At 59.6% G+C, this 26,169-nt stretch carries 26 protein-coding genes; 15 read left to right on the top strand and 11 right to left on the bottom strand.

Translation table 11 applies throughout. From position 1 onward, the window contains the following. Positions 1–145 precede the first annotated feature (145 nt). From LRP59_RS08270 to dapC, 4 genes are all read left to right on the top strand, one after another. Positions 146–1,693, top strand: a complete 1,548-nt coding sequence (locus LRP59_RS08270) for a Re/Si-specific NAD(P)(+) transhydrogenase subunit alpha (RefSeq protein ID WP_002532263.1) — start codon at positions 146–148, stop codon at positions 1,691–1,693. Positions 1,694–1,696: 3 nt separating this feature from the next. After that, the gene (locus LRP59_RS08265; RefSeq protein ID WP_002514075.1) at positions 1,697–3,118 is read left to right on the top strand and encodes an NAD(P)(+) transhydrogenase (Re/Si-specific) subunit beta; all 1,422 of its coding nucleotides are present in this window, start codon (positions 1,697–1,699) and stop codon (positions 3,116–3,118) included. Between the two features lie 145 nt (positions 3,119–3,263). Then, positions 3,264–3,584: a ferredoxin gene (fdxA, locus tag LRP59_RS08260; protein WP_002514074.1), complete on the top strand. Its 321-nt coding sequence runs from the start codon at positions 3,264–3,266 to the stop codon at positions 3,582–3,584. Further along, entirely contained in the window at positions 3,581–4,684 is a 1,104-nt protein-coding gene (gene dapC / locus LRP59_RS08255) for a succinyldiaminopimelate transaminase (protein WP_002514073.1), read from the top strand. The genes fdxA and dapC overlap by 4 nt, the downstream gene beginning before the upstream one ends. Here dapC and LRP59_RS08250 read toward each other — a convergent pair whose 3' ends face one another. From LRP59_RS08250 to LRP59_RS08240, 3 genes are all read right to left on the bottom strand, one after another. Next, the gene (locus tag LRP59_RS08250; RefSeq protein ID WP_002521939.1) at positions 4,685–5,527 is read right to left on the bottom strand and encodes a hypothetical protein; all 843 of its coding nucleotides are present in this window, start codon (positions 5,525–5,527) and stop codon (positions 4,685–4,687) included. It abuts the gene before it with no gap. A 97-nt stretch (positions 5,528–5,624) separates the two neighbouring features. Continuing rightward, positions 5,625–6,587, bottom strand: coding sequence for a 2,3,4,5-tetrahydropyridine-2,6-dicarboxylate N-succinyltransferase (dapD, locus tag LRP59_RS08245; RefSeq protein WP_002514071.1), 963 nt, complete (start codon positions 6,585–6,587; stop codon positions 5,625–5,627). Positions 6,588–6,682: 95 nt separating this feature from the next. Further along, positions 6,683–6,979, bottom strand: coding sequence for a hypothetical protein (locus LRP59_RS08240; RefSeq protein WP_002521937.1), 297 nt, complete (start codon positions 6,977–6,979; stop codon positions 6,683–6,685). On the opposite strand from LRP59_RS08240, the gene LRP59_RS08235 reads away from it, so the two are divergent. From LRP59_RS08235 to LRP59_RS08225, 3 genes are all read left to right on the top strand, one after another. Next, positions 6,969–8,099, top strand: coding sequence for a hypothetical protein (locus tag LRP59_RS08235; RefSeq protein WP_002514069.1), 1,131 nt, complete (start codon positions 6,969–6,971; stop codon positions 8,097–8,099). The genes LRP59_RS08240 and LRP59_RS08235 overlap by 11 nt on opposite strands. Positions 8,100–8,222: 123 nt before the next feature. After that, entirely contained in the window at positions 8,223–9,284 is a 1,062-nt protein-coding gene (locus LRP59_RS08230) for a DMT family transporter (protein WP_002532258.1), read from the top strand. Positions 9,285–9,299: 15 nt separating this feature from the next. Next, a complete protein-coding gene (locus LRP59_RS08225; protein ID WP_148378279.1) occupies positions 9,300–10,595 on the top strand; it encodes an MFS transporter in 1,296 nt (431 codons plus the stop codon). A gap of 13 nt (positions 10,596–10,608) precedes the next feature. Here LRP59_RS08225 and LRP59_RS08220 read toward each other — a convergent pair whose 3' ends face one another. Then, on the bottom strand, positions 10,609–11,217 hold the full coding sequence (locus LRP59_RS08220; protein ID WP_002514065.1) for a TetR/AcrR family transcriptional regulator: 609 nt from the start codon (positions 11,215–11,217) through the stop codon (positions 10,609–10,611). A gap of 123 nt (positions 11,218–11,340) precedes the next feature. On the opposite strand from LRP59_RS08220, the gene dapE reads away from it, so the two are divergent. The 3 genes from dapE to LRP59_RS08205 are packed head-to-tail and all read left to right on the top strand — an operon-like array spanning position 11,341 to position 12,978. After that, on the top strand, positions 11,341–12,420 hold the full coding sequence (gene dapE / locus LRP59_RS08215; protein ID WP_002533432.1) for a succinyl-diaminopimelate desuccinylase: 1,080 nt from the start codon (positions 11,341–11,343) through the stop codon (positions 12,418–12,420). Positions 12,421–12,464: 44 nt separating this feature from the next. After that, positions 12,465–12,770, top strand: a complete 306-nt coding sequence (locus LRP59_RS08210) for a DivIVA domain-containing protein (RefSeq protein WP_002514063.1) — start codon at positions 12,465–12,467, stop codon at positions 12,768–12,770. Positions 12,771–12,810: 40 nt separating this feature from the next. Beyond that, positions 12,811–12,978: a DUF3117 domain-containing protein gene (locus LRP59_RS08205; RefSeq protein ID WP_002514062.1), complete on the top strand. Its 168-nt coding sequence runs from the start codon at positions 12,811–12,813 to the stop codon at positions 12,976–12,978. A 63-nt stretch (positions 12,979–13,041) separates the two neighbouring features. On the opposite strand, the gene glgA is transcribed toward LRP59_RS08205, so the two are convergent. Beyond that, positions 13,042–14,226: a glycogen synthase gene (gene glgA, locus LRP59_RS08200; RefSeq protein WP_002514061.1), complete on the bottom strand. Its 1,185-nt coding sequence runs from the start codon at positions 14,224–14,226 to the stop codon at positions 13,042–13,044. A 143-nt stretch (positions 14,227–14,369) separates the two neighbouring features. On the opposite strand from glgA, the gene glgC reads away from it, so the two are divergent. Then, a complete protein-coding gene (gene glgC, locus LRP59_RS08195) occupies positions 14,370–15,596 on the top strand; it encodes a glucose-1-phosphate adenylyltransferase (protein ID WP_002515129.1) in 1,227 nt (408 codons plus the stop codon). A gap of 82 nt (positions 15,597–15,678) precedes the next feature. Here glgC and LRP59_RS08190 read toward each other — a convergent pair whose 3' ends face one another. Then, positions 15,679–16,332 carry an O-methyltransferase gene (locus LRP59_RS08190; protein WP_002514059.1) on the bottom strand — a complete coding sequence of 218 codons (654 nt, stop codon included), beginning with the start codon at positions 16,330–16,332 and terminating at the stop codon, positions 15,679–15,681. A gap of 69 nt (positions 16,333–16,401) precedes the next feature. On the opposite strand from LRP59_RS08190, the gene dapA reads away from it, so the two are divergent. Both dapA and LRP59_RS08180 read left to right on the top strand, forming a co-directional pair. Next, the gene (gene dapA, locus LRP59_RS08185; RefSeq protein ID WP_002514058.1) at positions 16,402–17,283 is read left to right on the top strand and encodes a 4-hydroxy-tetrahydrodipicolinate synthase; all 882 of its coding nucleotides are present in this window, start codon (positions 16,402–16,404) and stop codon (positions 17,281–17,283) included. A gap of 50 nt (positions 17,284–17,333) precedes the next feature. Further along, entirely contained in the window at positions 17,334–17,747 is a 414-nt protein-coding gene (locus LRP59_RS08180) for a sec-independent translocase (protein WP_002514057.1), read from the top strand. Positions 17,748–17,899: 152 nt separating this feature from the next. On the opposite strand, the gene LRP59_RS08175 is transcribed toward LRP59_RS08180, so the two are convergent. The 4 genes from LRP59_RS08175 to LRP59_RS08160 form a co-directional block, all read right to left on the bottom strand. After that, a complete protein-coding gene (locus LRP59_RS08175) occupies positions 17,900–19,381 on the bottom strand; it encodes a cellulase family glycosylhydrolase (RefSeq protein ID WP_002533435.1) in 1,482 nt (493 codons plus the stop codon). Between the two features lie 148 nt (positions 19,382–19,529). Beyond that, a complete protein-coding gene (locus LRP59_RS08170; protein WP_148378281.1) occupies positions 19,530–20,690 on the bottom strand; it encodes an Mrp/NBP35 family ATP-binding protein in 1,161 nt (386 codons plus the stop codon). Between the two features lie 61 nt (positions 20,691–20,751). Beyond that, positions 20,752–21,267, bottom strand: coding sequence for a DUF1003 domain-containing protein (locus LRP59_RS08165; protein WP_002514054.1), 516 nt, complete (start codon positions 21,265–21,267; stop codon positions 20,752–20,754). Then, the gene (locus tag LRP59_RS08160) at positions 21,260–22,525 is read right to left on the bottom strand and encodes a magnesium transporter MgtE N-terminal domain-containing protein (RefSeq protein WP_002515179.1); all 1,266 of its coding nucleotides are present in this window, start codon (positions 22,523–22,525) and stop codon (positions 21,260–21,262) included. The genes LRP59_RS08165 and LRP59_RS08160 overlap by 8 nt, the downstream gene beginning before the upstream one ends. A gap of 105 nt (positions 22,526–22,630) precedes the next feature. On the opposite strand from LRP59_RS08160, the gene LRP59_RS08155 reads away from it, so the two are divergent. Next, positions 22,631–23,140: a general stress protein gene (locus LRP59_RS08155; RefSeq protein ID WP_002514052.1), complete on the top strand. Its 510-nt coding sequence runs from the start codon at positions 22,631–22,633 to the stop codon at positions 23,138–23,140. Positions 23,141–23,254: 114 nt separating this feature from the next. After that, on the top strand, positions 23,255–24,127 hold the full coding sequence (locus LRP59_RS08150) for a heme A synthase (RefSeq protein ID WP_002514051.1): 873 nt from the start codon (positions 23,255–23,257) through the stop codon (positions 24,125–24,127). Between the two features lie 30 nt (positions 24,128–24,157). Here LRP59_RS08150 and LRP59_RS08145 read toward each other — a convergent pair whose 3' ends face one another. After that, entirely contained in the window at positions 24,158–25,654 is a 1,497-nt protein-coding gene (locus tag LRP59_RS08145) for an aminopeptidase P family protein (protein WP_002514050.1), read from the bottom strand. Between the last annotated feature and the right edge of the window lie 515 nt (positions 25,655–26,169).

Below are 26,169 nucleotides of genomic sequence, written 5' to 3'. Positions count from 1 at the left end.
TCATCCGAGCAGCTGATTTCCTTCGAAGATGCGGTGGATTACTGCAAGTTGGGTGCGCCATTTTTCACTCCACATAACCCCCAATCTGGGGAAACGTGCAACCCCGGTGTCGTGGACGAGGACGTTTGGCCGTAAAGTCACCATCATGATCATCGGAATCCCACGGGAGTCACTCCCAGGTGAGAATCGGGTCGCCGCGACTCCGACGACTGTTCCCGCCCTACTCAAACTCGGCTACGAGGTGGTTGTCGAGGCCGGAGCTGGCGAGCATGCTGCTCAGCCTGACCGCGCGTATGAAGAGGCCGGAGCAAGGATTGTCGAACCGGGGGAGGCGTGGAAGGCTGACCTCGTACTGGCCGTCAACGAACCCACCGACGACCAGATCTCCCTCATGCGCGCAGGAGCCGTCCTCGTCACCTTTCTCCATCCCCGCCAGGACCTCGCCCTCACCGAGAAGCTGGCCGCGGCTGGCGTCACCGGTCTCAGCATGGATATGGTCCCGCGCATTTCGCGCGCCCAGTCGATGGACGCGCTGTCCTCGATGGCCAATATCTCCGGTTACCGCGCCGTCGTCGAGGCGGCATTCGCCTACGGGCGTACCTTCGGTGGTCAGGTCACTGCGGCAGGCAAGGTTCCGCCGGCCAAAGTCTTCGTCATCGGTACCGGCGTCGCCGGTTTGGCTGCGCTAGGCGCCGCCAATTCGATGGGAGCCGAGGTTTACGCCACCGATGTCCGCCCCGAGACCGCTGAGCAGGTGCAGTCGATGGGCGCCACCTTCCTGCACGTGCGAACCGGAGATTCTGACCAGGGCGTCAGTTCTGACGGCTATGCCAAAGAGACGAGCGACGACTACAACGCCCGTGCCGCCGAGTTGTACATGGAACAGGCTGGCAAGGACGACGTCATCATCACCACGGCTGCTATCCCTGGCAAGCCGTCCCCCAAACTCATCACTGCCGAGATGGTCAGCGCGATGAAGCCTGGCAGCGTCATCGTTGACCTTGCTGCCCTGGGGGGTGGCAACTGCGAGTTGACTCGCCCCGGTGAGTCCTATGTCACCGATAACGGTGTGGCGATTATTGGTTACACTGACCTGCCGTCTCGCCTGCCTGGTCAGGCCAGCCAGCTTTACGGCACCAACCTCGTCAATTTGCTTAAACTGGCCACCCCGGAAAAGAACGGCGAGCTCGTCCTTAACTTTGACGACGAGGTCATCCGCACTATGACGGTGTGCCACGAAGGTCAGGTGGCTTTCCCTCCACCCCCGGTACAGGTCGCTGCCGCGCCCAAGCCTGTCGCCAAAGCCGAGATTGCCAGTGCTCCGGCCATCCCGGAGAAAAAGCCGCGCCCGTGGCCGCAGACCTTCGGCATCGTCGCAATGCTGTCGATCGCGCTGATTGCCCTGTTGACTTTCTCCCCGATGGAATTCGTAGCCTTGTTTGGCACCTTCGCCATCGCGGTCGTCGTTGGCTACTACGTGGTGTGGAACGTTACCCACGCACTCCACACCCCGCTTATGAGTGTCACGAACGCTATCAGCGGCATCATCATCGTTGGTGCGATCACTCAGCTCGGCAGTGAATCGTGGGGTATCCGGATTGTCGCTGCGTTGACTGTGCTTATTGCCAGTATCAACATCTTTGGCGGCTTCACGGTCACCCAGCGCATGCTCAAGATGTTCAGGAAGGCCTGATCCATGACGTCAACACTTCTTATTGCCCCGTTGGCCGGGTCGTTGGTGAACTTCGTCAACGCATCGTTCATCGTCGCAGGCCTACTGTTCATCTTTGCCCTGGCAGGTCTGTCTAAATTTGAGACTTCTAAGAAGGGCAATGCCTATGGCATTCTCGGCATGGTTATCGCGATTGTCGCGACGATCGTCGCTCTGGTGAAGTTGCCAGGATATTCGCCGGTATCCATCGTTTTGCTCTTCATCCCGATGCTTATTGGCGGCGCTTTCGGCGTGTGGAAGGCCGTTAAGGTCGAGATGACCGGAATGCCTGAGCTCATCGCTCAGCTGCACTCCTTCGTCGGTCTGGCCGCTGTACTTATCGGGTTCAACGCGTTCGCTGAGGAGGGAACCGATGCCAGCACCTTCCAGCTTTCCGAGATCTGGATTGGCATCTTCATTGGCGCTCTCACCTTCACGGGGTCGCTGGTGGCCTGGGGCAAGCTCTCGGGCAAAGTCGCTTCAAAGCCACTGACCCTGCCAGGTCGTAATTGGATCAACCTTGGTCTGCTGGTCGTTATCATCGCCTGCGGGATCTGGTTCTCCAATGTTTCTGGTGGTATCGCGTGGCTGCCGCTGGCGCTACTGACCCTGGCCTCGCTGTTCCTCGGCTTCCACTTCGTCGCCGCTATCGGTGGCGCGGATATGCCAGTCGTCATTTCGATGCTGAACAGCTACTCCGGTTGGGCAGCTGCCTTCTCCGGATTTAGTTTGCACATCCCGGTGCTTATCGTCACCGGTGCCCTCGTCGGCTTCTCTGGCGCCATCCTGTCCTACATCATGTGCAAGGCTATGAACCGCTCTTTTGTGTCGGTCATCCTCGGTGGTTTTGGCGATGCCCCGGCGGTTGAGGGTGAGGGTCCTGCGGGGGAGATCACTGAGATCAAGGCTGACGAGTTGGCTTCCCAGCTGTCTGAAGCGTCCTCGGTCATTATTGCACCCGGATACGGCATGGCCGTGGCTCAGGCCCAGTACCCAGTCGCCGAATTGGCTAAGAAGCTGCGCGACAAGGGTGTGGACGTTAAGTTCGCGATCCATCCGGTAGCCGGCCGTCTACCCGGTCACATGAATGTGTTGCTCGCCGAAGCCCACGTCCCCTACGACATCGTCATGGAGATGGACGAGATCAATGACGACTTCGCCGACGCTGACGTTGTCCTGGTCATTGGCGCCAACGACACCGTTAACCCTGCCGCTATGGATCCTGGTACCCCGATTTCGGGTATGCCAGTGCTCCACGTCTGGGAAGGCCATGAGGTGGTTGTTTTCAAGCGCTCCATGAAGCCCGGATATGCCGGTGTGGAGAACCCGTTGTTCTTCGCCGATAACACCCGGATGCTCTTCGGTGATGCGAAGGCAAGCGTTGACGCCCTGGTAGCTGCTCTTTGACGGCTCCGCAACCTGTTTTCGATGCCCGCGACTGACTGACGGTCGTGGGCATCGTTGCATGCTGGGGGTGAGTGTCGCGAGGCGGCACTATGATAACCGTGAGTGTCTATCAGGCCCCTTGTTAGGGCCGGAACAAGGAGAAGACGTGACCTACGTCATCGGTCTGCCCTGCGTGGACGTCAAGGATCGTGCTTGCGTCGAGGAGTGCCCTGTCGACTGCATTTACGAGGGTGAGCGTAGCCTTTACATTCACCCTGAGGAGTGCGTTGACTGCGGCGCCTGTGAGCCCGTGTGCCCCGTCGAGGCCATCTATTACGAGGATGACCTGCCCGGCGACCAGGAGAAGTTCCTCGACATCAACGCCGAGTTCTTTAACGAGCTGGGATCCCCGGGCGGCGCTGCGCGGCTTGGCCCGACCCACAAGGACCACCCGGCCGTCGAAGCCCTGCCCCCACAGGGCGAATGAGTCGCCGTAACGTCTCTGTCAGCCTGCCTACCTTTCCTTGGGATACCATCGCCGAGGCCAGGCGTAAGGCTCAGTCCCATCCCGACGGCATCGTCGATGTGTCGATGGGCACCCCGGTCGACCCCACCCCGGGCGTTGCCATCGCGGCGCTCACGGCGGCTGGTGACGCTCACGGTTACCCGCAGGTGTGGGGGACTCCTGCCCTGCGAGCCGGAATCCTGGACCACATGAAACAGGTCTGGGGTGCGCCCGCCAGCCTTGACGAGGTCAGCGTTCTGCCAGTTATCGGGACCAAAGAGTTGGTGGCCTCCCTGCCTGGCCAGCTTGGACTGGGGCCGGATTCGACCATCGTTATACCGGCGTGCGCCTATCCGACTTACCGGGTCGGTGCTCAGCTTGCCGGGGCTAAGATTGTTGCCGTTAACGAGCCTGACGAGGTCGATGTCGCACCTGACCTTATCTGGATTAATTCCCCGGCCAACCCGTCAGGTCGTGTCCTCGACCTTGACGAGATGAAAGCATGGGTGGATCTGGCGCGCAGCACGGGAGCTGTGCTGGCCTCCGACGAGTGCTATGGCGAGTTCGTTTGGGAGGGGGAGTCGGTTTCGGTCCTTGACGAGAGAGTCAACAGCGGTGACGTCACCGGCTTACTGGCCTGCCTGTCGATGTCCAAGCGATCGAATATGGCCGGCTACCGCGCGGGGTTTGCCGTTGGGGATGCTAAGTTGACCAGTGAGCTACTCACCGTGCGTAAGCATTCGGGACTCATGATTCCAACCCCTGTGGTAGCTGCTATGCAGGCTGCCCTGGCAGATCGCTCCCATGTGCTTGAGCAAGTGAAGCGGTACCGGTTACGTCGCAATGTCCTGAAGCCAGCCTTGGAAAAGGCCGGCTTCCGTATCGACCATTCGGAGGGGTCGCTGTACCTGTGGGCGACTCACGACGAGGACTGCCGGGTTACCCTGGACCGACTAGCCGATCTGGGAATTCTCTGTTCTCCCGGTGATTTTTACGTTGCCGGTGGTTCCGACCATGTCCGCATCGGGCTGACGGCTACCGACGAGAGGATTAATGCCGCCGCCCAGCGGCTACAGCCCTGACTAGCTCCGAGCGGTGACGGTGCCGGAGACCCAGCCCGTCCCGCTGGCAGCTGGGCTCGCTGAGGGACCAGCGGCCGCGCCCCATGAGGCGTAATGCTCGGAGTTTGCTCTCCAGCTCGTCGTTGCGACCGTCGCGCGGTCGATTGGCCCCAGGCTCGTGCTTGCCATCGTCAACGCCACTGCCGCGCGCACAAGTACCGGGTTAGTAGCGGTAAATGTCACCGTTGGCCCAGTTACTTGGGTGGCGACCTTCGGTGCAAGTGCCCTATGTGCCGTGCGGGCGAGTTCCTGAACGGTTGTCGTCTCGGGGGATCTGTTGATGCAGGTCAGTGCTGAGGGAGAATGACCCGTGAGTGCTGAAGCCCATGCCTTCGCTAGCGGCTCATGCTTGCGGTAGGCCTCGGGATATCCGGATCGCTGCACTTGCTGGGCGGCGTCATTGATACTGACGGTCTTCCAGTTGCTGAACTTCACCAGTTCCCCGTAGAACTTTCCCGACGAATACCACGGATCCATGATCTGCTTGGCGGTTCCCCACCCCTGAGAGGGACGCTGTTGGAATAACCCGAGGGAGTCGCGATCCCCGTAGTCAATATTGCGTAGCTTTGATTCCTGCATAGCTGTTGTCAGAGCGATGGCGGCCGCACGGGTCGGAAGGCCACGGCGGATTGACTCGGCAGTGATGATGGCGGCGTTCTGGGATTGCTCTAAATCGAGGTCGTAGGACTGGCCTAGGACCGCCACTCGGCAACCCTCAGGCTCCGTCGTGGTGAAGGGGTCAACGGCTTTCCATACTTTGTAGCCTCCCCAGCCCAGCCCGGCCAGGATCGCCAGTACCACCATGAGGGCGGCAATCGACCTCACAGGGTTGGCAGACCGACGTTTACGTCGTTGTCGCGTAGCCGCAGGGCGGGTCCGGCGGGGAGAGGACTTCGTCATGTCAGTTCTGATGCAAATCCGAGTTGAGTTCGATCTTGTGGTTACCGCGGCCGCGCGCCTTGACGATCCCCGTCGTTGAATCACGAATGTAGAGGATGTCGCTGGCGCCGGAGAGTTCAGAGGCCTTGACAACCTTGCCGTTAGGCAGAGTCACCTTGGTGCCTGCAGTGACGTAGAGGCCAGCCTCGACGACGCAGTTGTCACCCAGGGAAATACCGATTCCGGCTTCAGCACCAAGCAGGCAGCCGCGACCAATTGTCACCTGCTCCTTGCCGCCACCTGAGAGGGTCCCCATGATGGAGGCTCCGCCGCCGATATCGGTGCCGTCGCCCACAATGACACCCTGGCTGATGCGTCCCTCGACCATCGAGTGGCCTAGCGTACCGGCGTTGAAGTTGACGAACCCTTCGTGCATGACGGTGGTTCCCACGGCTAGGTGAGCTCCCAGGCGGACTCGGTCGGCGTCACCAATGCGCACACCAGTGGGGACGACAAAGTCAACCATGCGCGGGAATTTGTCGATCAGAAGAACGGTGAAGGGGGCATGGGCAATGCGTGCCTCCATGCGGGCCTTCTCGAGATCGGCCATGCGGATCGGGCCGATCGTCGTCCAGGCATTGTTTGGGAGTACACCGAAGATGCCATCGAGGTTGATGGTGCGGGGAGTAGTTAAGCGGGACGACAGTAGGTGCAGGCGCAAGTATGCGTCGGGAACGTCGACCGGCGCGGCGTCGAGATCGATGGCAGTGTGCACCACCTCAGTGTGCACATTGCGGATAGCGTCACGACCAGCTTCGGTTACTCGGTGCAGATCAGCAGGGGCGGAAGAGTCGTCGGGGCAGCCCAGCTGAGGCTCGGGGTACCAGGTATCCAGCACGTCCCCGTCCTCATGGACGGTGGCCAAGCCCCATCCCCAGGCTCGACGGTCGGCCGAGGTGGTCTGCGAAGTCGTCGTCTGCGTCATGGTACTGAGTCTAACCAGCGGCGCCGACAAGACGGTGAGGAGAAACAGGACCAAGAAAGCTGTGTGAAGGTCTTGTACACATGTATTACTTTGCGCTACCGTTGAAAGCGTTGTGATGGTTCCTCAACGGTGAGGCAGGGGAGATCGATGAACACGCAGCAGTCCGCAGTTTCTGACTGTCGCTGGTCGGTGCGTGCCCGATTTACTGAAGTGTCCCCGGCGGCGACGAGCGCAGACGCCGGCGACCCTGCTGTTTCATCGGTGAGTGACCCGTGCGGTCTCGATGAGTTTTGCGGGATGCACAAGTGACTCGACAAGGACAGCGGTGCGTGCGCCTTCGAGATGGTGGCGCCGCCCAATGGGAAAACAAGGAAAGGATCAATGATGACCAAAATTGTTAATTCATGGAACGACTGGGATCCGCTGAAACGAGTTATCGTCGGACGTGCGGATAACTCCGTCATTCCGCCAGAGGAGCCGGCGACTTCCGAGAAGGTTCCGGTGGATTCTGCCATGCGAGGGATGTGGGGGCCGCGTCCCCTCGAGACGGTTGAGAAGGCGAATGCGCAGCTCGACAATCTTGTCGATGTTCTCGAGAAGCACGGAGTCCAGGTCGATCGTCCGACTCCGCTCCAGTGGAATCAGGCCATTGGCACCCCCGACTTCCGTAACGACTCGATGATGACGTGCATGCCTCCTCGGGACATCCTGCTTACTATTGGCAGCGAAATCATGGCTTCGGCTAATTCCTTCCGCTGTCGGTATTTCGAATACTTGGCCTACTGGCCTCTTATGAACTCCTATTTTGAGGATGATCCGGAATTCAAGTGGACACAGGCTCCACGCCCGCGTCTCACCGATAAGAGCTACAAGCACAACTACTATGACGAGCGGGTTTCGCTCGAAGAGCGTCTTGAGCGCACTGTGGCTAAGGATTTCGTCACGACGGAGGTCGAGCCCATGTGGGATGCGGCTGATGTCATGCGGATGGGTAAGGATCTCTTCATCCAGCACGGTCTGACGACAAATCGGAAATCAATGGAGTGGTTTAAGCGTTACTACCCCGATTTCCGCGTTCACGCAGTGAATTTCCCTGGGGATCCGTACCCGATCCATATCGACGCGACCTTTGTGCCGCTTCGTCCGGGGCTCATCATCAACAACCCGAATCGTCCACTGCCGCAGGAGCAGAGGAAGATCTTCGAGGCCAATGACTGGCAGATCGTTGATGCTGCTCAGCCGGCGCACGGCACGCCTCCAGAATTGTGCTACTCGTCTGTGTGGCTATCAATGAACTGCTTGGTACTTGATCCGAAGACGGTCATCTGCGAGGCTTCGGAAGTTCATCAGATGGAGCAGATGGACAAGCTGGGTATGAACGTCATCCCGGTCGCCTTCCGTGACGCGTACCCATTCGGTGGAGGTCTCCACTGCGCCACAGCTGATGTATATCGCGAAGGTACCTGTGAGGACTACTTCCCGAATCAGGTCGACGACCCGACCTTGGTGTGAGAAAACCCCGTGGTCATGTCATGACTGACGGATCTCGGTGGCTCGGTACGGAACTTACGTTGTCCGTTACCGGGCCGCCGGGTCTGATATGGCAGTATCACGCCTAGCAAAAAGGAGCATGTCATGGACATGGAGCCGGGCATCATCAACGTCAAACAGGAAGTTCCAGGCGTCGGTACGATGAACCAGAAAGTGGGATTCGTGTCCATGCTTCTTTCTGCAACGGGTATGGGGTTGGTGGGTACTTTCGGGCGTCTCAGCACTCCTGTGGATCCCACGACGGGCAGTAAGTACATCATCGGTGATTTTTTGGCCACTGGTAGGATGATAGTCGGGGTCCTGGGATTTCTGCTTATTATCGTCATACTTGGAAAATGGTCTGAGCTTCGCCGTATCCGGATCTCACCGGCCATCGTCGGAGGTGGACTAGCGATAGGCACATCGTTGGCCTTGTATGTTTCAGCCACCCTCATGACGACGATCGCTAACGCAGTATTCCTCATTTATACCGGTCCGCTCTTCGCGACGATTCTCGCAAGGATCTTTCTGAAGGAGAGAGTGGGTCTTCGGAACGGTATTTTCTTCATGCTGGTGTTCACGGGCATGCTTCTTACGGTCGGTTTGGTGCAGCTGGGCGGTGGCTCTGTGGTGTCTTTCGGGCTGCAATTCGGCGCTGTAGAAGGTCTTCCTCGAAAGCCGCTTGGAGATTTGTTTGGATTGGGTTCGGGCGTTTTTTATGGCCTGGCACTGTTTTTCTATCGCTACAGAGGTGACGTTCCCTCAGAAATACGAGGATTCTGGAATTTCGTTTTCGGTACAGTAGGTGCATCGGTGGTGTTGGCGCTGAGGATTGTGTTCTTAGACCAAACTAATCCAGTTGCTGTTATGGCCGGAAGAAATTGGTTGTGGGCGATTGTCTTATTTGCGGTATGTGGCCTGGGGGCTATTGGTTTGTTGGTCGTGGCGGGAAAGAACTTGAAAGCCGTGGAGCTCTCCACGACCGCGTACTGGGAGTGTGTCATCGCACTCCTGCTAGGGTGGTTTGTGTGGGGCGAGTCGCTTACCTTAACCAGCTCGATTGGTGGGACCCTGATCCTGCTAGGAGGTGCGGGTCCTGTTGTCTTTGAGCTGTTCGGTCGTGATCACCTACCGAAGGACGAGCGAAGTGTCCCTGACTGCGGTTGAAATGGGGCTGTGTTGATGTCGGAGGACCGCTCGAGGGTCGTCAGGAAGGTCATTGTTGCCTCGTTTCTCGGGAACTTCGTGGAGTGGTTCGACTATGCCACGTATTCATATTTGGCAGTGATAATCTCCAGAGTGTTCTTCCCCCAAGGAACAAGTAGGGACGCTCTTGTTCAGACATTCGCCATATTCGCCCTGTCCTTCCTACTCCGCCCGATTGGAGCGGTGCTCTGGGGGTGCTGGGGGGACAAATACGGTCGCAGATGGTCCCTTTCAGTCTCCATCCTCATGATGGCCGTCGCATCCTTCCTTATCGGTTGTTTGCCTTCTTTCGCCGTGGCAGGGGCGTTCGCACCCATCGGCCTGCTCGTGTGTCGAATGGTTCAAGGTTTCTCCGCATCCGGGGAGTATGCAGGGGCGGCCACGTTCTTGGCCGAATATGCACCTGCCTACCGCCGCGGATGCTACGTGTCCATCGTCCCAGCTTCGACGGCGGCGGGTCTGCTCATGGGATCCTTGAGCGCTGCGATGATCGCAGGCTGTTTGCCGCAAGGGGCGGTGGGAACGTGGGGATGGCGGTTGCCTTTTCTGGCGGCCGGACCACTGGGTCTGTTGGCTCGCCACGTGTGGCTCGAGCTCGAGGATTCCTCGGTGTACCAGGAGCTCAGCGAGAGCGAAACGGGAGCCGCCGTGGGGCTTGGGCCATTGAAGACACTTTTGCGTGAGCACCAGCGATCTTTATTGGTGAGCATCGGAGTCGCATCGCTTAATGCGGTGGGGTTCTATCTCGTCCTCACTTACCTGCCGACATATCTGTCGAATGAACTAGGTTTCAGTTCTCGAGCGTCCTTCCTCTCGGTGAATATCAGCCTCTTGTTCTACCTGCTGGCAATCTTCGTGATGGGTTGGCTCTCTGATCATGTAGGGAGAAAGCGCATGCTGGTTGTGGCCAGTGTGGGCTTCGTCCTTTTTTCGGTTCCTCTGTTCATGGTCATGGGAACTGGGCAGTTGTGGAAGGCATGCCTTGCAGAGGGAGTGTTGTGCCTTTTTCTCACTGCCAATGATGGCACGATGGCGAGTTACTTGGCCGAGTCGTTCCCGACGGAACTTCGATACACCGGTTTCGCGGTGAGTCAGAATCTAGCGAATGCCGTGTTTGGAGGTACGGCGTCTGCCGTTTGTACTTGGGTTATCGGGGTGACTGGTTCACGTTTGGCACCCGCGTGGTACCTGACAGCGGTCTCGCTCCTGTCCCTGTGCGCCATGGTCGCTTCGCATGAGCACACTGGGCGTGACCTCAGTGAGGTCGTCTAGGGGGGACTCCGTCTCAGTCTGTTATGGGCGGGGCTTGTGACATCCGGGCTTTGTATGTCGGCAGGCTGATCAGTTGGCGAAGAAGGACTTCGACGGTTGCATGGGGATCGCGTCCCTCAGACAGCGCTGTGACGATTCCGCCGTCAATGACGGCGATCACGAGCTCTGCTGAGTAGGGGAGGTTAGCGACGGCGAGAATGCGTGATATGGCATTGTTCAGCCGGCCGCGTCCGGCGTGGTAGGCGTTGGAGATGGTTTCGTTGTCTCCTGCTGAGATGAGTTCGAGGTAATGCCCGAGAAGAGGAGCTGGGCGTGTGATCATTGCTCGAATCAGGTATTCGATCACGTCATCCACCCCGGTTTTGGGGCGATGGTTTTCAGCCTCGTCCGCAATCGTTTCAGCGATGTGAGCCCACGCTCGAATATTGAGTTTGGCAGCTTCAGCCAGGAGTTCTTCGTGGTCATCAAAGTAATACACGGTAGAGGAGGGTGAGAGATCTGCCATGCGTGCTGCAGCTCTCATGGTGACGGCGCTAGGGCCACCACTGTTCAACAATGATGCTGCTGATCGGATGAGTTTTTGACGTCGGTGATGGCCTTTTGCCGTCATTCGTTGAACCAATTTTGTCACCTCGCTATGCCGCAATGCGTAATGTGTCAAGTGCGTTCACCATAGCAATCTCAGGGGCGTCTTTCGCACGTTTTCCTCGGACTGGTCGGTGGCAACACTGGTAGGGTGTCCGGCATGGACTTGAAGCCCACGGGCGACCTGCACGAGCTCTTCCGTCGACTCGTCGACATCGAGTCGGTGTCCATGCACGAGGCGCCTATTGCCGATGCTGTGGAGGAGACGTTGGCACCACATCGGCATCTTGAGGTGACGAGACTCGGTAACTCTGTCGTTGCCCGTACTCACCTTGGGCGTTCGGAACGGGTCGTCATTGCTGGTCACCTCGACACCGTTCCGGTCGTCGAGAACTTGCCGTCCTATATCGAGCAGCGGTCGGACGGGGATTACCTCGTGGGTAGGGGCACGTGCGACATGAAGGGCGGTATCGCCGTCGCGCTCGCCTTGGCTGCGAGCCTTGAGAATCCGGTGAGGGATGTCACTTGGGCGTTCTATGAGTGTGAGGAGATCGCGGCCGAGCACAACGGCCTGGAGAAGATTACCTCTTGGCGCCCTGACCTCATCGACGGTGACTTCGCCATCCTCATGGAACCCACCGATGGCCGGGTGGAGGGTGGTTGTCAGGGAACCATGCGTTTCACCCTTGAGGTGCCGGGGCGGGCGGCCCATTCAGCTCGTTCGTGGATCGGGCACAATGCGATCCATGATCTGTCCGCCGTTTTGGAGCGTCTCAACCGCTGGCAAGAACGGGACCCGTTTGTTGAGGTTGACGGGCTGACCTTCCGTGAGGGCCTCAATGCGACGATGCTCGACGCCGGTGTGGCCGGTAACGTCATTCCCCCCACCGCTACTATTCAGATTAATTATCGGTTCGCCCCCGACAAGACGACCGAACAGGCTCGGCAGTACATGGAGGATCTCTTCCATGAGTGGCCGATGAACGTTCTTGACCTGTCGGCTCCCGCCAGACCAGGGCTCGATCGTCCGTTGGCGAAGTCTTTCGTTGCTGCGGTGGGCGGAGAACCGGGTCCTAAGTACGGGTGGACCGACGTTGCCCGTTTCGGGCAACTCGGAATACCGGCTGTTAACTTCGGGCCGGGGAATGCGCTGTGCGCTCATCAGGTGGATGAGTGTTGTCGTCTTGGCTCACTGGATGAGTGCTACCGGGCGCTGCACACGTGGTTAGCGTCGCGATGACCTAACCGAGGTTGTCGTCCAATTCTTTCGTTGAGAGGTCTGACATGGCATGGTTACTTGTTGTTGTCGTCATCATCGTCATCGGGCTCGCCGTCATGGCGGGGTCTGGGAAGTTTGGACAGGTCCCGCCAGTCGTAGATGACCGTCCTGCCCCGGATTTTCCCGAGGGCGATCTGAGTGCTGAGAGCCTGCGCTCAGTTCGCTTCGCAGTGGTGCCACGGGGCTACTCAATGAGCCAGGTGGATCAGCTCCTCGACCGTCTGGCTTCCCAGATGGAGACCGGCCAAGGACCCGATCTCACGAATACGGGTAGGCCCATCCCTGACGCCGCGGACCCGGATACGGAATAATGGAAGATGCACCACTGCCCAGTGATTGAGGAAGAGTGACATGGCAGCTATGAAGCCCCGTACCGGTGACGGTCCCATGGAGGTCACGAAGGAGGGCCGTGGCATCATCATGCGCGTTCCAGTCGAAGGTGGCGGTCGGCTGGTTGTTGAACTCAACGCAGACGAAGCCCAGGAACTGCTCGCGTGTTTCAAGGACGTCGTCGGCTGACGCAGATGACTAACGATCGTGCCCGGCTCGAAGGAGCCGGGCACGCCTGTACAAGGCGAACCATCAGCCGTGACGCTTGATTGCCGTCTGGTAGACCTCGACGGTTTGCGCCGCGATTTGAGACCAGGAAAATTCGTCGATGCAACGCTGACGACCAGCGGTTCCGAAAGCTTTGGCGCGTTCCATGTTTCGAGTGAGGTCGTTGATAGCGGCTGCGAAGGCGGACTCGAAGGTCGCGACATCTTCTGGGGTCGACAAGTCGGTTGGGACCCCGTCGACGAGATGCCCGGTCGATCCGTCGACGACAACCTCCGGTATACCGCCAACTCGAGATGCCACTACCGGCGTAGCGCAGGCCATAGCCTCCAGGTTGACAATGCCCAGTGGCTCATAGACCGAAGGGCAGGCGAAGACTGTAGCGGCAGAGAGCACCTGGCGAACCGACGAGCGGGGGAGCATCTCCGGCACCCAGATAACCGGCGCTCGGCGGCTGGAACGAACCTCCTCGAAGACGGCTTTGAACTCCTCTCCAATCTGTGGGGTATCCGGGGCGCCGGCCAGCAAAACGAGCTGGGTCTCAGGATCAAGCTCAGTAGCGGCATGCAGTAAGTGGACCAATCCCTTCTGTCGTGTAATGCGCCCGACGAAGACCACCGAAGGTCGGTCAGGGTCCATCCCGATGTCACGGCACACATCGGTCTCGGTGACGGGGTGGAACTCGTCCGTGTTGACCCCATTGCGCACCACATGCACCTTGTCAGGATCTAATTCGGGATAGGCCCGCAGTACGTCGGCCCTCATGCCTTCAGAGACTGCGATGATGGCGTCTGCGGCGTCGTAGGCGGTCTTTTCTGCCCAGGATGACAGCCTGTAACCGCCACCGAGCTGCTCTGCCTTCCAAGGACGGTCAGGCTCCAATGAGTGAGCGCTGATGACGTGCGGGACGTCGTGGAAAACACCGGCGAGCAAGCCAGCGAGATTGGCATACCACGTGTGGGAATGGACGAGGTCGACCTCGTCAGGGATGGCATCGACCATGGACAGGTCTGCGCCGAAGGCCCGCAGCGCGCCGTTCGCACCTTCCGGATAGTTCTCAGCGTGGGCGGTGGCTCCTTCACGCGGCTGTCCCATGCACTGCACATCGACGTCGATCAGGGCGCGAAGCTGGGGGACGAGTTGCGCGACGTGGACGCCGGCGCCGCCATAGATGGTAGGAGGATATTCGCGGGTCAGGACGGACACGTACATGGCTTGATCGTCCCACAAAGACGGCCTCGGTGGGGTAGTAGCGTTGCGGTGCGGCCAACAGACTGAAAACTCTCGTCGACATTGTGCAGCTGACCTTGTGATGATTGACTGCATGGGTGTTCGGTGACGGTAGATTGAGAACCATGGCAAAGACGCGTCCTAAGGTTCTATCCATCGTCCTCGCTGGCGGCGAAGGCAAACGCCTTATGCCTCTCACGATGGACCGGGCTAAACCAGCCGTTCCCTTTGGTGGTACCTACCGTCTTATCGACTTTGTGCTGTCTAATCTGGCGAATTCAGGGCTCACTCAGATCGCTGTGCTGACCCAGTACAAGTCTCACTCACTTGACCGTCACATCTCCATCACCTGGCGGATGTCGACCATGCTGGGCTCCTATGTGACCCCGGTCCCGGCCCAGCAGCGTCTTGGGCCGCGGTGGTACCAGGGAAGTGCTGACGCCATCTACCAGTCCCTCAACCTCATCAATGACCAGAGTCCCGACTACGTTGTGGTCTTTGGCGCCGACAACATTTATCGGATGGATGTCGACGCCATGTTGCAGTACCACATCGACTCCGGGCTGGGATGCACCGTCGCCGGTATCCGAGTGCCTCGCAAAGACGCTTCTGCCTTCGGAATTATTGATGCTGACCAGAACCATAAGATCACCGAGTTCCTCGAAAAACCGGCTGATCCGCCTGGTCTGCCGGACGCTTCGGACGAGTCTTTCGCCTCGATGGGTAACTACATCTTCAGCCGCGAGGCCCTGGTCCAGGCCCTCCACGACGACGCCCACAGTGCCGACTCGCGGCACGACATGGGTGGCGACGTTATTCCGAGATTCGTCAACGCCGCTGACGCGCAGGTGTACGATTTTCGTGACAACGAGGTTCCTGGCAACACTGAGAAGGATGCCGACTACTGGCGGGACGTGGGCACCATTGATGCTTACCACGACGCGCACATGGATCTGGTCTCGGTCGAGCCGGAGTTCAACCTGTACAACCCGGACTGGCCTATCTGGACCATGCAGGAACAGGCCCCCGGTGCCAAGTTCGTGATGCGCGGGTCCTGCGACGACACCCTGGTCTCTGCCGGGTGCATCATTTCCGGCACCGACATTTACCGCACGGTGTTAGGCCCGCGGGCTCGCATCGAACGGTGGGCCCGAGTCGATGAGTCAATCGTCATGAACAATGTGGCGATTGGTTCCAATGCGACGGTCCACCGTGCGATCCTCGACAAGAATGTCATTGTTCCTGACGGTGCCCAAGTGGGTGTCGACCACGACCACGACCGTGCTCGTGGATTCACCGTCTCCCCAGGCGGTGTGACGGTGGTCGGTAAAGGAATCACGGTTCCCTATTGATCCAGCGATCTTCAGGACGCACGAATCGGCTCCCCATTTTTCGGGGAGCCGATTCGTTTTGTCTTGCGTCAGACGCGCAAGCTCAACTTTTCGTGGCCAGCAGCAAACCTTCACCAACAGGTAGCAGCACCGGGGTGAATTCTTCGGTCTCTAGCACCGAGTCGAGGGTTTCGCGGATGATGAGGGTGTCATCGTCCTCATTATCCGGATCAGCGATGTGGTTGTTGGCCAGCGCGTCGTTAACGACAACAACGCCTCCGGGGCGCAGCAAGCGTAGGGCCTGGGAGACGTATTCCACGTATTCAAGTCGGTCGCCATTGATGAGCACTATGTCGTAGGCGCCATCACGCAGTTTAGGCAGCACATCCAGCGGAGTCCCGGTGATGAGGCGCACCTGATTAGAGCGGATACGGGCCAGGCTCAGAACCTTACGGGCAGCAGCCTGACGCTCAGCGTCGGGATCGATGCTGGTCAAGACACCATGATCGGTCATGCCCTCCAAGAGGGCCAGCCCTGAGACTCCGGCGTCAGTGCCGATGGTGACGACGCTCCCGGCCTGCATGGTGCGCGCCAAGAAGGTCAGCAAGGCGGTGGTGCCGTTGCCGAGCACTTCCCACTGATCAGCGCGGGCTGCTTCGCGGGCCTCCTGTAGGGCCGGGGAGGGTGCGACGAAGCCGTCGGCGTACTCCCACGACCGGGCGTCGGGGACTTGATGTCTGGGTTGTGCTGGACTCACACTAACAGCCTATCCCGCTGAGGCCATCTCGTGGCTACCATGGGCACCAGCTATACAAGGAGGTTTTGCATGTCCGCTCCCGTTTTTGGCCGTCTGCTTACGGCCATGGTGACTCCGATGACGTTCGACGGGGCGGTGGACCTGCGTCGGACTGGCGAGTTGGCGCACAAGCTCGTTGAGGAACAAAACAATGACGGCATTGTCGTCAACGGCACGACGGGGGAATCGCCGACCACGACTGATTCTGAGAAGGCTGAGATCGTTAAGGCTGTCGTCGAGGCTGTCGGATCGGATGCTGCGGTTGTAGCCGGAGTCGGAACCAATGACACCGCTCACACCATCGAACTGGCTCACCAGGCTGCCGAGGCTGGAGCTGACGGTCTACTTGTCGTCACCCCCTACTACTCCAAGCCCTCACAGGCTGGGATCATTGAGCACTTCACCGCTGTTGCCGATGCCACCGACTTGCCGATCATGCTTTATGACATTCCGGGACGCACCGGTACTCCGATTGAGACGAAGACCCTCATTGAACTGGCCGACCATGCACGGATTGTGGCCGTCAAGGACGCCAAGGGGCTTGTGGTTGAGTCAGCGACGGTGATGGCCAGCACCACTCTGGCCTACTACTCCGGTGACGATGCCATCACTCCGGCATTGCTGTCAGTGGGTGGAGTTGGCCTCGTCGGCACGTCAACCCATTTCACCGGTCGACGCATGCACGAGGTCATCGACGCATATGTTGACGGCCGAATTGACGAGGCATTGTCGACCTACCGGGAGATCCTGCCAGTGCTTACCGGTGTCTTTGCAGCTCAGGGGGCCACCATGGTTAAGGCGGGACTGGCTCACCAGGGGTTTACCGTCGGTAGGGTGCGTCCCCCTCAGACGATGCCGACTCCTGAGCAGGCTGAGACTTTCTTCGGTGTGTTGGATCGCACTCAGCTGTGACAACCTCGCCATGACATTGGGAGCTCGAAGCCAGGGGTAAGGTAAAGGCCATGTCCACAGCAGGTCCAGCGGAAATCGCGGTACTCATCGTCATTGCTGTGCTCATGTTTGGGCCGGACAAGCTGCCCGAGATGGCCCGCAAAGCGGCGCGCATTTACCATTACCTCAAGAACATCGCGAACAACACGCGCGATCAGCTTCGCAGCGAGCTGGGTCCGCAGTTCGCCGATCTGGACTACCAGGACCTCAAGCCGCAGAATTTTGTGCGCAAGTACGTCCTGGATAGCTTGCAGGACGACATTGATGAAATTAAGGCTGATTTGTCTGACGTCCGCTCCGACCTCGACTTGGGCTTGGCTGACATTCGTAACTCCGAGGGCCTTCCAGAAACTCCCGTTTCGGCACCCTCCTCAGTCGTTCATGACGAGGCCGTTCCCGTCCCCTTTGACCTCGAGGCCACCTGATGTGATTCCTTACATGATGACCTATCTGTGATGTGGTGGGCCACCTGGTATTGGGTGGCCCACCACATCACGTTCGGGCCCCTTGTGCCACGAGTGCTGCATGCCATCTTGTCAAGGGGCGTCTGGCATAGGTTGTTCGTGCCACAAGTGGCTTAGGCCTGACCGGCAGGGGTGATGGTGACGCTTACCGGGCCTTCTCCGGTGGAGCTGACCTGCAGGCGTGTGTCTCCGGCTTTGGAAATGACCTTGGCGCCCTTCACCTCGACCTTGTAACCATTGGGGTAGTGGATAGCCGGGACGGCGATCTCGGAGACGGATCCTGCCGCGAAGTCACCGTCACCGGCGACACGTTTAGCCGTCCACGTGGCCTGGTACGTCCGGGTGGACTGGTCCCAGGTCGTCGAGGTCGGGGTGCCCGCAGCGGCGCGCAGGTGCGGTACCGCCAGAATGGCGAGCTTGGTGTGGTCCACCTGTTCGTCGGTGACAGGTCCCGGACGGTTGATATGACGGACGAGCTCCTCGTCTGCAGCATTCTGGGTTGTCGGGTCGGAGTTTCCGTTGTACGTCCAGTACAGCCAGCCGACCAGATGGGCGCGAGCCTTGGAGGTGACCCCCATGAGAGTGCCGGGGTCTTTGGTGGCCCCGAATTCACTGAGCAAGGAGGCTGAGTTGTTGAACTGGGCTGCCTGGTCGGCGTTGTGGAAGGTGCGAGTGTCGGGGAGATTGCACCCGACGTAGGAGCCGAAGATTGCGTTCATGGGGCAGTAGACGTGCCAAGAAATGGCAGCCTTCGGTGAGGATGGGCGGGCTGGGCGGCTGTCCAGCCCCATGTTCCACGTTGAGTAGGGCTCGTAGGTGACGATGCCGTCGGGGTCGACCGAGGTGATGGCTCTGCCGACTTTCTCGTACAAGGTGTCCAAGGACACCATCGCTCGGCCGCACCAGCCGAAGGCAACGTAGCAGATGGGGTAGTGATGTCCCGGCCAAGGCTCGTTGATAATGTCGTATCCCATGACGCCGGGTTCCTGCCCGACGACCTGTGCGACGTGCTTCCACATGGCCGCGTAACGATCCTGCAAGCCCACTCCGCCCGGGCCCTTGGCATTGTCCAGGAAACTGTCGTAAGCCTTGATGAGTCCGAGGTTGAAGACCTGGTTGGCGGGGAAGCCAACCTTGAGCAGATTCGGTGCTCCCTTGTCGAGAACGGCCCAGTCGGGGGCTCCCTCACCCTCGAACTTCTCATTATACATGTCCTGGTGAGCGTCCAAGAGGGTCATTATGCCGTGAGCGCGAAGTGTTCTTACTGTGCGGGTGATGCTGGCCAGGTAGGCGTCGTCGTACTCTCCGGGCTTGGGCTCGACCCCCTTCCATATGACTCCCAGGCGCACCGAATCGAAGCCGTTCTTCTGTAACCAGGCAGCGTCGGCGTCATCGAATCCATCGGCTTCGAGACTGTATGGGTGACGTTTAGAGACCATGTTGACGCCGGCGGTGAGGATGGTGCGACCCTGACCGTCGGTGTACCAACGGCCGGACTGCCCGATGGGGCCGGCGCCGGTGATGGTCTTTGACGTTGCGATGTGGGGAGCGGCGTCGCTGGTATGGGGCGAGGCCTGTGCAGGCATCTGTGCCATGCAGGCGGCAGTAAGGGCAGCAATGAAGGTGATCGCCCACCGGGTGACGCCTCGGCGTCGTGCATCCGGGGAATGCCATGAATGGTGATACATGGCTTAAAGATACAGCACACGAGGATCGCCCCAGCGGGCCCGTGAGTACGTTCAATCAGTGACTGACGGGTTGAACCCCCAGATTTATACCGACCAGACCACGCGGGCGCGCGTCAATGGTCTTGGCGAGTTCGGTGATGGCTTCGGCTGCGGGCGAGTCCGGGTGGGCGATGACGATCGGGTCGCCGTCGTCACCGCCGCTGCGCAGTTCGACGTCGAGTGGGATCTGGCCGAGCAACGGGATCGTGGTGCCCAGACGTTCTGACAGTGCGTCGGCAGCCTTTTGACCGCCACCGGTGCCGAACAGTTCGACGCGGAAGGTCTCGCGGGACTTTGGCGCGGTCACTTCCAGCCATGACATGTTCTCCACGACGCCTAACACCCGTTGCTGCATGATTCCAGCCATCGTGCCGGCACGCTCAGCCACCTCGGATGCGGCCTGCTGCGGGGTGGTGACGACAAGTACCTCAGCGTTGGGCAGCTTCTGTCCCAGACTCATGGCGATGTCGCCGGTGCCAGGCGGAAGATCGATGAGGAGGTAGTCAAGATCGCCCCAGTGAACGTCGGCCAGCAGCTGAGTGAGCGCCCGGTCGAGGATCGGTCCGCGCCAAGCGATGACGGCGGACTTGTTGGGCTTCATCATGCCGATGCTGATCGACTTAATGCCAAGTCCAGGAACCGGAAGCAGCATGTCATCAAGAGGAGTGGGGTGGGCATCCCCTAGGCCGAGCATGTCAGGCACCGAGTGGCCGTAGATGTCGGCGTCCAGCAGACCAACCTCGCGGCCGAGCTGAGCCAGGGCGAGGGCCAGGTTGACGGTGACAGAGGATTTGCCGACGCCACCTTTACCCGAGGAAACCGCGATGACTTTGGTGGTGTTCCCCGGTTGGGCAAAGGGAATGACGCGTTCGGGGACGTCGCCGCGCAGCTGAACTTTGAGAGCATCGCGCTGTTCGTCGGTCATGGTGCCGAGTTCGACGGAAACACTGGTCACCCCGTCAACGCTGCGCACAGCCTCGGTGGCCTGCTCACGTAGCTCGGTCTTGAGGGGACACCCGGCGACGGTCAGCAGGATGCGGACGAAAGCGCGTCCCTGCTCGTCGACGGTAATCTCATCAATCATGTTGAGATCGGTAATGGGGCGTTTGATCTCGGGGTCATTGACGTGCGATAACGCATCGGCAATGGCCTTAACCACTGGGTTCTCGGTGCTCATGCTGACTTGTCTACACACCGTTGGCCCGATGCGACAACTCGCTCGTCGCGAACCGGGTCAGTTAGTGGGAGGCCGGTGAGGCCTCGATCTCCTCGAGCAGGGAGCGCAACTCGTCGCGTAGCTCCGAGCGCAAATAATCGCGCGTGGCCAACTCGCCCATCTGCATCCGGATGGATGCGACCTCCCGGGCCAGGAACTCCATGTCGGCACGAGACTGGGCGGCGACCCGACGATCCTCAGCCATCGACACCCGATCCCGGTCCTCCTGGCGATTCTGCGCCAGCAGGATGAGGGGAGCGGAGTAAGAAGCTTGGGTAGAGAAGAACAGATTGAGCAGGATGAACGGGTACGGGTCGAAGCGCAACTTATAGATTGCTACGAGATTCCAGATGACCCAGCTGCATACGATCACCGTCATGTAGACGAGGAACTTTGCCGTGCCCATAAACCGCGCGGTGGCCTCCGCGAACTGCCCGAACTTCTCGGAGTCCAGCTGTACTCGAGGGCGTTTGACCTTGCGTGGTCCCGGGATGTCGAGGCGGTCAGCGTCATGCAGCCACTGATCGTTATCAGCCATGGTTCACCTCCACGAATTCGCCGTCCATCTGGTCGCCGCGCCAGTCGGCGGGTAGCAGATGGTCAAGAAGGTCGTCAACGGCTACCGCCCCAACCAGCTGGTTCGCATCGTTGACGACGGGAACGACGACGAGGTTATAGGTAGCGAAGTAGCGGCTCACCGCGCCTACCGGGGCATCGGTGTGCATGGGCTCAAGGTCGGAGTCGATGATCGCTGAGACCATCGTCGAAGGAGGTTCGCGCAGGAGCCGTTGCACGTGTACCGCTCCCAGGTAACGGCCGGTAGGGGTTTCGGTGGGAGGACGGCACACGAAGACCATGGATGCCTCGGCTGGTGTGATGTCTTCATTACGTACCAAAGCCAAGGCGTCAGCGACAGTCGCGTCGGCGGCAACGATGACGGGCTCAGGGGTCATCATGGCTCCCGCAGTGAACTCGTCGTAGGCCATCAGGGAGCGGACGTCGTCGGCGTCGTCGGGCTCCATGCGCGCCAGCAACTGGTGGGCGGTGGTATCGGGGAGCTCTTTGATTAGGTCGGCGGCGTCGTCGGGGTCCATCTCTTCGAGGATGTCGGCGGCGCGGTCGGGGTCGAGGACGGTGATGAGGGAAACCTGCTCGTCCTCGGGAAGTTCCTCGATGGCGTTGGCAAGCTGGTCGTCGTCCAGGGCCATGGCGACTTCTGCACGGCGATGCGGGTTCATGTCGTGAAGTTCCCGGGCCATGTCCGCTGGCTTCATCTCATGCATCTCGGCGATGGTTCTCTCAGTGGACTGGCGCGAGGCGAGCACGAGGGAGGGGACTTCGCGCCAATCGACGATGGTCGGGTTACTGGGAGCCTTGCGGATGAATCGACTGCGCCCAGATTCGGCGAGGGCCACCTCATTAATCTCCCACTCGCGGCTGCGCACGGGAGCCATTGAAACGTCCATGACCCATACTGGCGTGCCATTGCGGCGGAAAGTGCGGTCGAAGAGGTCTTCGATGACGAGGGTCTCGGAGACTCTGCGAGAGAACACTCGGGTGTTGACGGTTCCCGAGATCATGATCTGAACCGCGTCAATGGCGTGCACTCGGACCATCGGGACGAAGATACGTCGACGGGCGAATAGCTCGACGACGAGCCCGCGCACCAGCGGGGCGCGCCCCGGCGTACGCATCTGGACGACGACATCCCTGACCTTACCGACCTGGTCGCCACTGGCATCCATGACAGGAAGGCCACGAATCCGAGAGATGAATACCGATTGGGACCTGTTCACCCCGCAAAATATACCCAGGCGGCAAACATTAACGCTGCGAGACGAGAGCAAGAAGCTGTCGGTGCTTACCCGTAAACTGATGCTTACCTCAAGGAGGAAGCCGTGATGCTAAGTGTGGTCCCGGGCAGAGCGAGTGCCATATTCAATCTGGAGTACCCGCAGTCGGTCGTCGTGGTTGATGACTACGCGACCGCCCAGAAGATTGTCGACCAGCTGTCCGATAAGGAATTTCCGGTCGAAAATCTCTGCATCGTCGGGACAGACCTCAAAACGGTGGAGCGCGTTACCGGACGTCGCACGTGGGGCTCGGTGCTCGGCCAAGGGGCGGTGTCAGGACTCGGGATGGGCCTTCTCGTCGGCCTCATGATGATGTTCTTCACCCCAGGTGGGGCCGTTCTCTCTCTGCTGCTGACCGGACTCATCGTTGGTGTGGTTATCGGCATGATTACCGCCGCTATTACGTACTCGATGAGTGGTGGAGAGAGGGACTTTAACTCTATCCAGCAAGTTGTGGCTACCCACTATGAGGTGCTCGCTGAACACAAGGTGGCTGCACAGGCCCGTGAGATGGTGTCTGATATGCCGTTCATGAGGGCGAAGGCTTTCGAAGGCTGATTTGTTTTTTGGGGGCCTGGCGACGGGCGTGCCCGGCGGTGGTGGCAGTATCAGACAGTCCGCGCCTTCGGCACCTGTGCCGACTAACGGCGATCAGCATCATCGAGGAATGTTATGACCAACACCGTCACAACTAAGAACGCCGTGCCGAGAGGGGTCGTGGTTCTTTTCGCCGTCACTGCTGTCGCCATCACTGTCACGTTGGCGCTGGGATCGACGGTGTGTGCCACTGATGCCTCGGCCTCGTGCCCGAACTGGCCCGGTTGTTATGTCGGTCGTCTCACCCCGTTGGACGCTACCCAGCCGTGGGTCGAGTTCATCCATCGCGTCATTTCGGCCTCGGTGGGTCTGTTCGCGCTCGCCAGCGTCATCGTCGGCATGGTGTATCGACATGCTGACAAGCTGCTGGCTGCCCTCCCGATCGTAGCTCTGTTGGGGGCGTTGACGTCCGGCGTGTTCGGCATGATGACCATCAAGTGGGGGATTAATTCGGTTGAGGCCTCTTTCGACCTGCTTGCCGCGATTATCTCGATGGGAGCTATGTGGCGGGCTTACTTTGTTGCGCGTAAGCCACGGTCGTCGTGGAGATGGAATGGGCGGACCAAGCTTGGGATTGGAGCTGTCGCCTTCCTCGTTATCGGCCACTTCTTCGCTGTGCAGGTGGCCGGTTCCGGGTCGCTGACCCGTTGTACGGGCTGGGCGATGTTTGTACGTGGTGCCGGGGATGGACCTTTCGCTGGCTGGATTGCTCAGCAGGCCATCATGGGAATCGGAATGCTGCTCGCGATCGTTTTCCTCGTGGCTCGCTGGGGGCGTCGCAATGGCTGGGACATTCTCTGCGCTGTGTTGATCGTCATTGAGCTCGTCGTCGGGGTGCTCATCGCCGTTAACGGATCCAGCCACGGCCTGGGAACCTTGCACGCGATTCCCGCCGTGCTCATCCTGTGCCTGACCATGACGGCGACGATGCGCAGTGCCAGAGGCTGAGAAGTCTGGACACCGCGCATCGACACTGGATCAGTGGCAAGCGCGTCCCCAGATCTCTTGCATCCAAGCCTCGACCTCGTCGACCTGACGCGGGCAATCCTTGGACAGCCACTCAGGCTCACCGTCAGTGATGCACAGGTCGTCCTCAATGCGCACACCGATGCCGCGGAACTCCTCGGGGACCAGTAGGTCAGTCTGTTTGAAGTAGATACCCGGCTCGTCGGAGACGCACATACCCTTCTTGAGCGGTCCGGAGTAATCCTGACGACGCGCCTGGTTGCAGTCGTGGACATCTAGACCGAGGTGGTGCGACGTGCCGTGAACCATCCACCGGCGATGCTGGCCGCCTTCGGGGGACAGCGACTCCTCGACGCTGACTGGAAGGATGCCCCACTCGTGCAGGTACTCGCAGATGACGCGAATGGCGGCCTGATGGATCTCGGCATGGTCGTGGCCACCTTTCGCGATGGCAGCTGCCGCGTCCTGAGCCTCAAGGACGGCCTCGTAGACGCGACGCTGGGCGGGAGAGAAGGTTCCCGAGATCGGTAGGGTGCGGGTGATGTCGGCGGTGTAAAGGGAGTCGACCTCGATCCCAGCGTCGATAAGGATAAGTTCGCCGGGGCGCAGGTCGCCGTCGTTGCGTACCCAGTGCAGCGTGTTGGCGTGGTCGCCGGCTGCGCAGATCGAGCCGTAGCCCACCTCATTGCCAAGATGACGAGCGACACGTCCGAAGGTGCCTTCCATCCAACGCTCGCCTCGCCCCTTGCGGACGGCTTCCGGGATCTCAGCGATCATGGATTCAAAACCCACCTTGGATTTGCGGCAGGCATCCCGCAGTTGCTCGACCTCCCAATCGTCTTTGCAGAAGCGGGCGGCTGAGGAAAACTCGTAGAACTCGTCGTCGGCGTCTTCAGAGCCCCGAGGACGCAATGAGTCGACGGTGGCGGTGACAGTCTCGTCGGCGTCGCGAATAACGCGCACTGTGGCGTCTCCGGTCGACAGGGCGTCGTCGAGTTGCGAGATGTCACGGCAGACAAGTCCCGTCATGGCCGCCATTTCCTCAAGGGACTCTCGCTGGCCAACCCACATTTCGCCGTAGGTTGGATCAGCATAGAACTCGCGGTCGGTGCGGGGCGCACGCGGCTTGAAGTACAGCACATCGCGAGTTTCCGCGGTCGTATCGACGACTAGGACCGCGTTGGGCTCCCTGTCGGTACCTAAGCCCGAGTAGTAGGCGAAGGCGGTGTTGGGGCGGAAAGGGTAATCGCAGTCGTTGTTGCGACGCATGAGATGGCCAGCGGGGATGACCAGGCGATCGCTATCGAAGCGGGCGGCTAAGGCATCACGGTGTGCGGTAGCCGAAGGTACCGAGCTGAGCGGTTCGGGCAGCTCGTCGGGATAGGGGGCCCAGTCGGTAGGGATGAACTCGACGAAGGCTTTTGAGAACGGGGTCTGACGCTTGGGGACCTTTTGCTTTTCGGCTTGCTTCAGTTGTTCGTTTAGCTCTGTGGACCTCGTCTCGGTCATATTCGGACCTCCGCCGATTGTTGAGTATCCCCTCCAGTGTAGGTCCCGGTGACACGGAAGTCTTGGGGCCCAGAGGGCTTTTATGGGGCCGCACAGACGCAATGCCGGTCCTCTGCCCAGGCCAGTCCGGTCCTCTACACCCAGGTTAGTTAGGTACCCGTTGCCTATCGGACCAACGTGACCTCACAGGGCAGGTATCGAATTACGGCTTCGCCGTGGTGGTTGCGGACAAACGGGCCGATCAGTGAGGGCGTCGCGTTGAGTGATGGTTAGAATTCAGAAGGAATTTTTCTACTCAGAGCAATCGACTGTATTGTTAAATTTATGACTAAAAATTGACTTTCTTATGGAGGGAGATATTTTCGTTTTGGTATCACTGAAACCTGAATTTTGTGAGATGTTTCAACGGATGCTTTATCTGCGCAGGCAGCTAGGATGGTCCATTGATCCGAAGACTGCTGAGATGCGCTATATGAAGGTTTCATTCCGACGATCGGAGAAGCGTCTTGTATGTA

Origin of the sequence: Cutibacterium sp. 37298 (genome assembly GCF_023838685.1) — a bacterium.
In the GTDB taxonomy this organism is placed as follows: Bacteria; Actinomycetota; Actinomycetes; order Propionibacteriales; family Propionibacteriaceae; genus Cutibacterium; species Cutibacterium acnes.
Note: the sequence above shows the minus strand (reverse complement) of the source record. Positions and strands in the feature narration are given on the sequence as shown.

Coding starts and splice junctions, on each gene's coding strand:
- LRP59_RS08270 (WP_002532263.1), top strand. CDS start 146: ATGATCATCGGAATCCCACGGGAGTCACTCCCAGGTGAGAATCGGGTC.
- LRP59_RS08265 (WP_002514075.1), top strand. CDS start 1,697: ATGACGTCAACACTTCTTATTGCCCCGTTGGCCGGGTCGTTGGTGAAC.
- dapC (WP_002514073.1), top strand. CDS start 3,581: ATGAGTCGCCGTAACGTCTCTGTCAGCCTGCCTACCTTTCCTTGGGAT.
- LRP59_RS08250 (WP_002521939.1), bottom strand. CDS start 5,527: ATGGTGGTACTGGCGATCCTGGCCGGGCTGGGCTGGGGAGGCTACAAA.
- dapD (WP_002514071.1), bottom strand. CDS start 6,587: ATGACGCAGACGACGACTTCGCAGACCACCTCGGCCGACCGTCGAGCC.
- LRP59_RS08235 (WP_002514069.1), top strand. CDS start 6,969: ATGATGACCAAAATTGTTAATTCATGGAACGACTGGGATCCGCTGAAA.
- LRP59_RS08230 (WP_002532258.1), top strand. CDS start 8,223: ATGGACATGGAGCCGGGCATCATCAACGTCAAACAGGAAGTTCCAGGC.
- LRP59_RS08225 (WP_148378279.1), top strand. CDS start 9,300: ATGTCGGAGGACCGCTCGAGGGTCGTCAGGAAGGTCATTGTTGCCTCG.
- dapE (WP_002533432.1), top strand. CDS start 11,341: ATGGACTTGAAGCCCACGGGCGACCTGCACGAGCTCTTCCGTCGACTC.
- LRP59_RS08210 (WP_002514063.1), top strand. CDS start 12,465: ATGGCATGGTTACTTGTTGTTGTCGTCATCATCGTCATCGGGCTCGCC.
- LRP59_RS08205 (WP_002514062.1), top strand. CDS start 12,811: ATGGCAGCTATGAAGCCCCGTACCGGTGACGGTCCCATGGAGGTCACG.
- glgA (WP_002514061.1), bottom strand. CDS start 14,226: ATGTACGTGTCCGTCCTGACCCGCGAATATCCTCCTACCATCTATGGC.
- glgC (WP_002515129.1), top strand. CDS start 14,370: ATGGCAAAGACGCGTCCTAAGGTTCTATCCATCGTCCTCGCTGGCGGC.
- dapA (WP_002514058.1), top strand. CDS start 16,402: ATGTCCGCTCCCGTTTTTGGCCGTCTGCTTACGGCCATGGTGACTCCG.
- LRP59_RS08180 (WP_002514057.1), top strand. CDS start 17,334: ATGTCCACAGCAGGTCCAGCGGAAATCGCGGTACTCATCGTCATTGCT.
- LRP59_RS08175 (WP_002533435.1), bottom strand. CDS start 19,381: ATGGCACAGATGCCTGCACAGGCCTCGCCCCATACCAGCGACGCCGCT.
- LRP59_RS08170 (WP_148378281.1), bottom strand. CDS start 20,690: ATGAGCACCGAGAACCCAGTGGTTAAGGCCATTGCCGATGCGTTATCG.
- LRP59_RS08165 (WP_002514054.1), bottom strand. CDS start 21,267: ATGGCTGATAACGATCAGTGGCTGCATGACGCTGACCGCCTCGACATC.
- LRP59_RS08155 (WP_002514052.1), top strand. CDS start 22,631: ATGCTAAGTGTGGTCCCGGGCAGAGCGAGTGCCATATTCAATCTGGAG.
- LRP59_RS08150 (WP_002514051.1), top strand. CDS start 23,255: ATGACCAACACCGTCACAACTAAGAACGCCGTGCCGAGAGGGGTCGTG.
- LRP59_RS08145 (WP_002514050.1), bottom strand. CDS start 25,654: ATGACCGAGACGAGGTCCACAGAGCTAAACGAACAACTGAAGCAAGCC.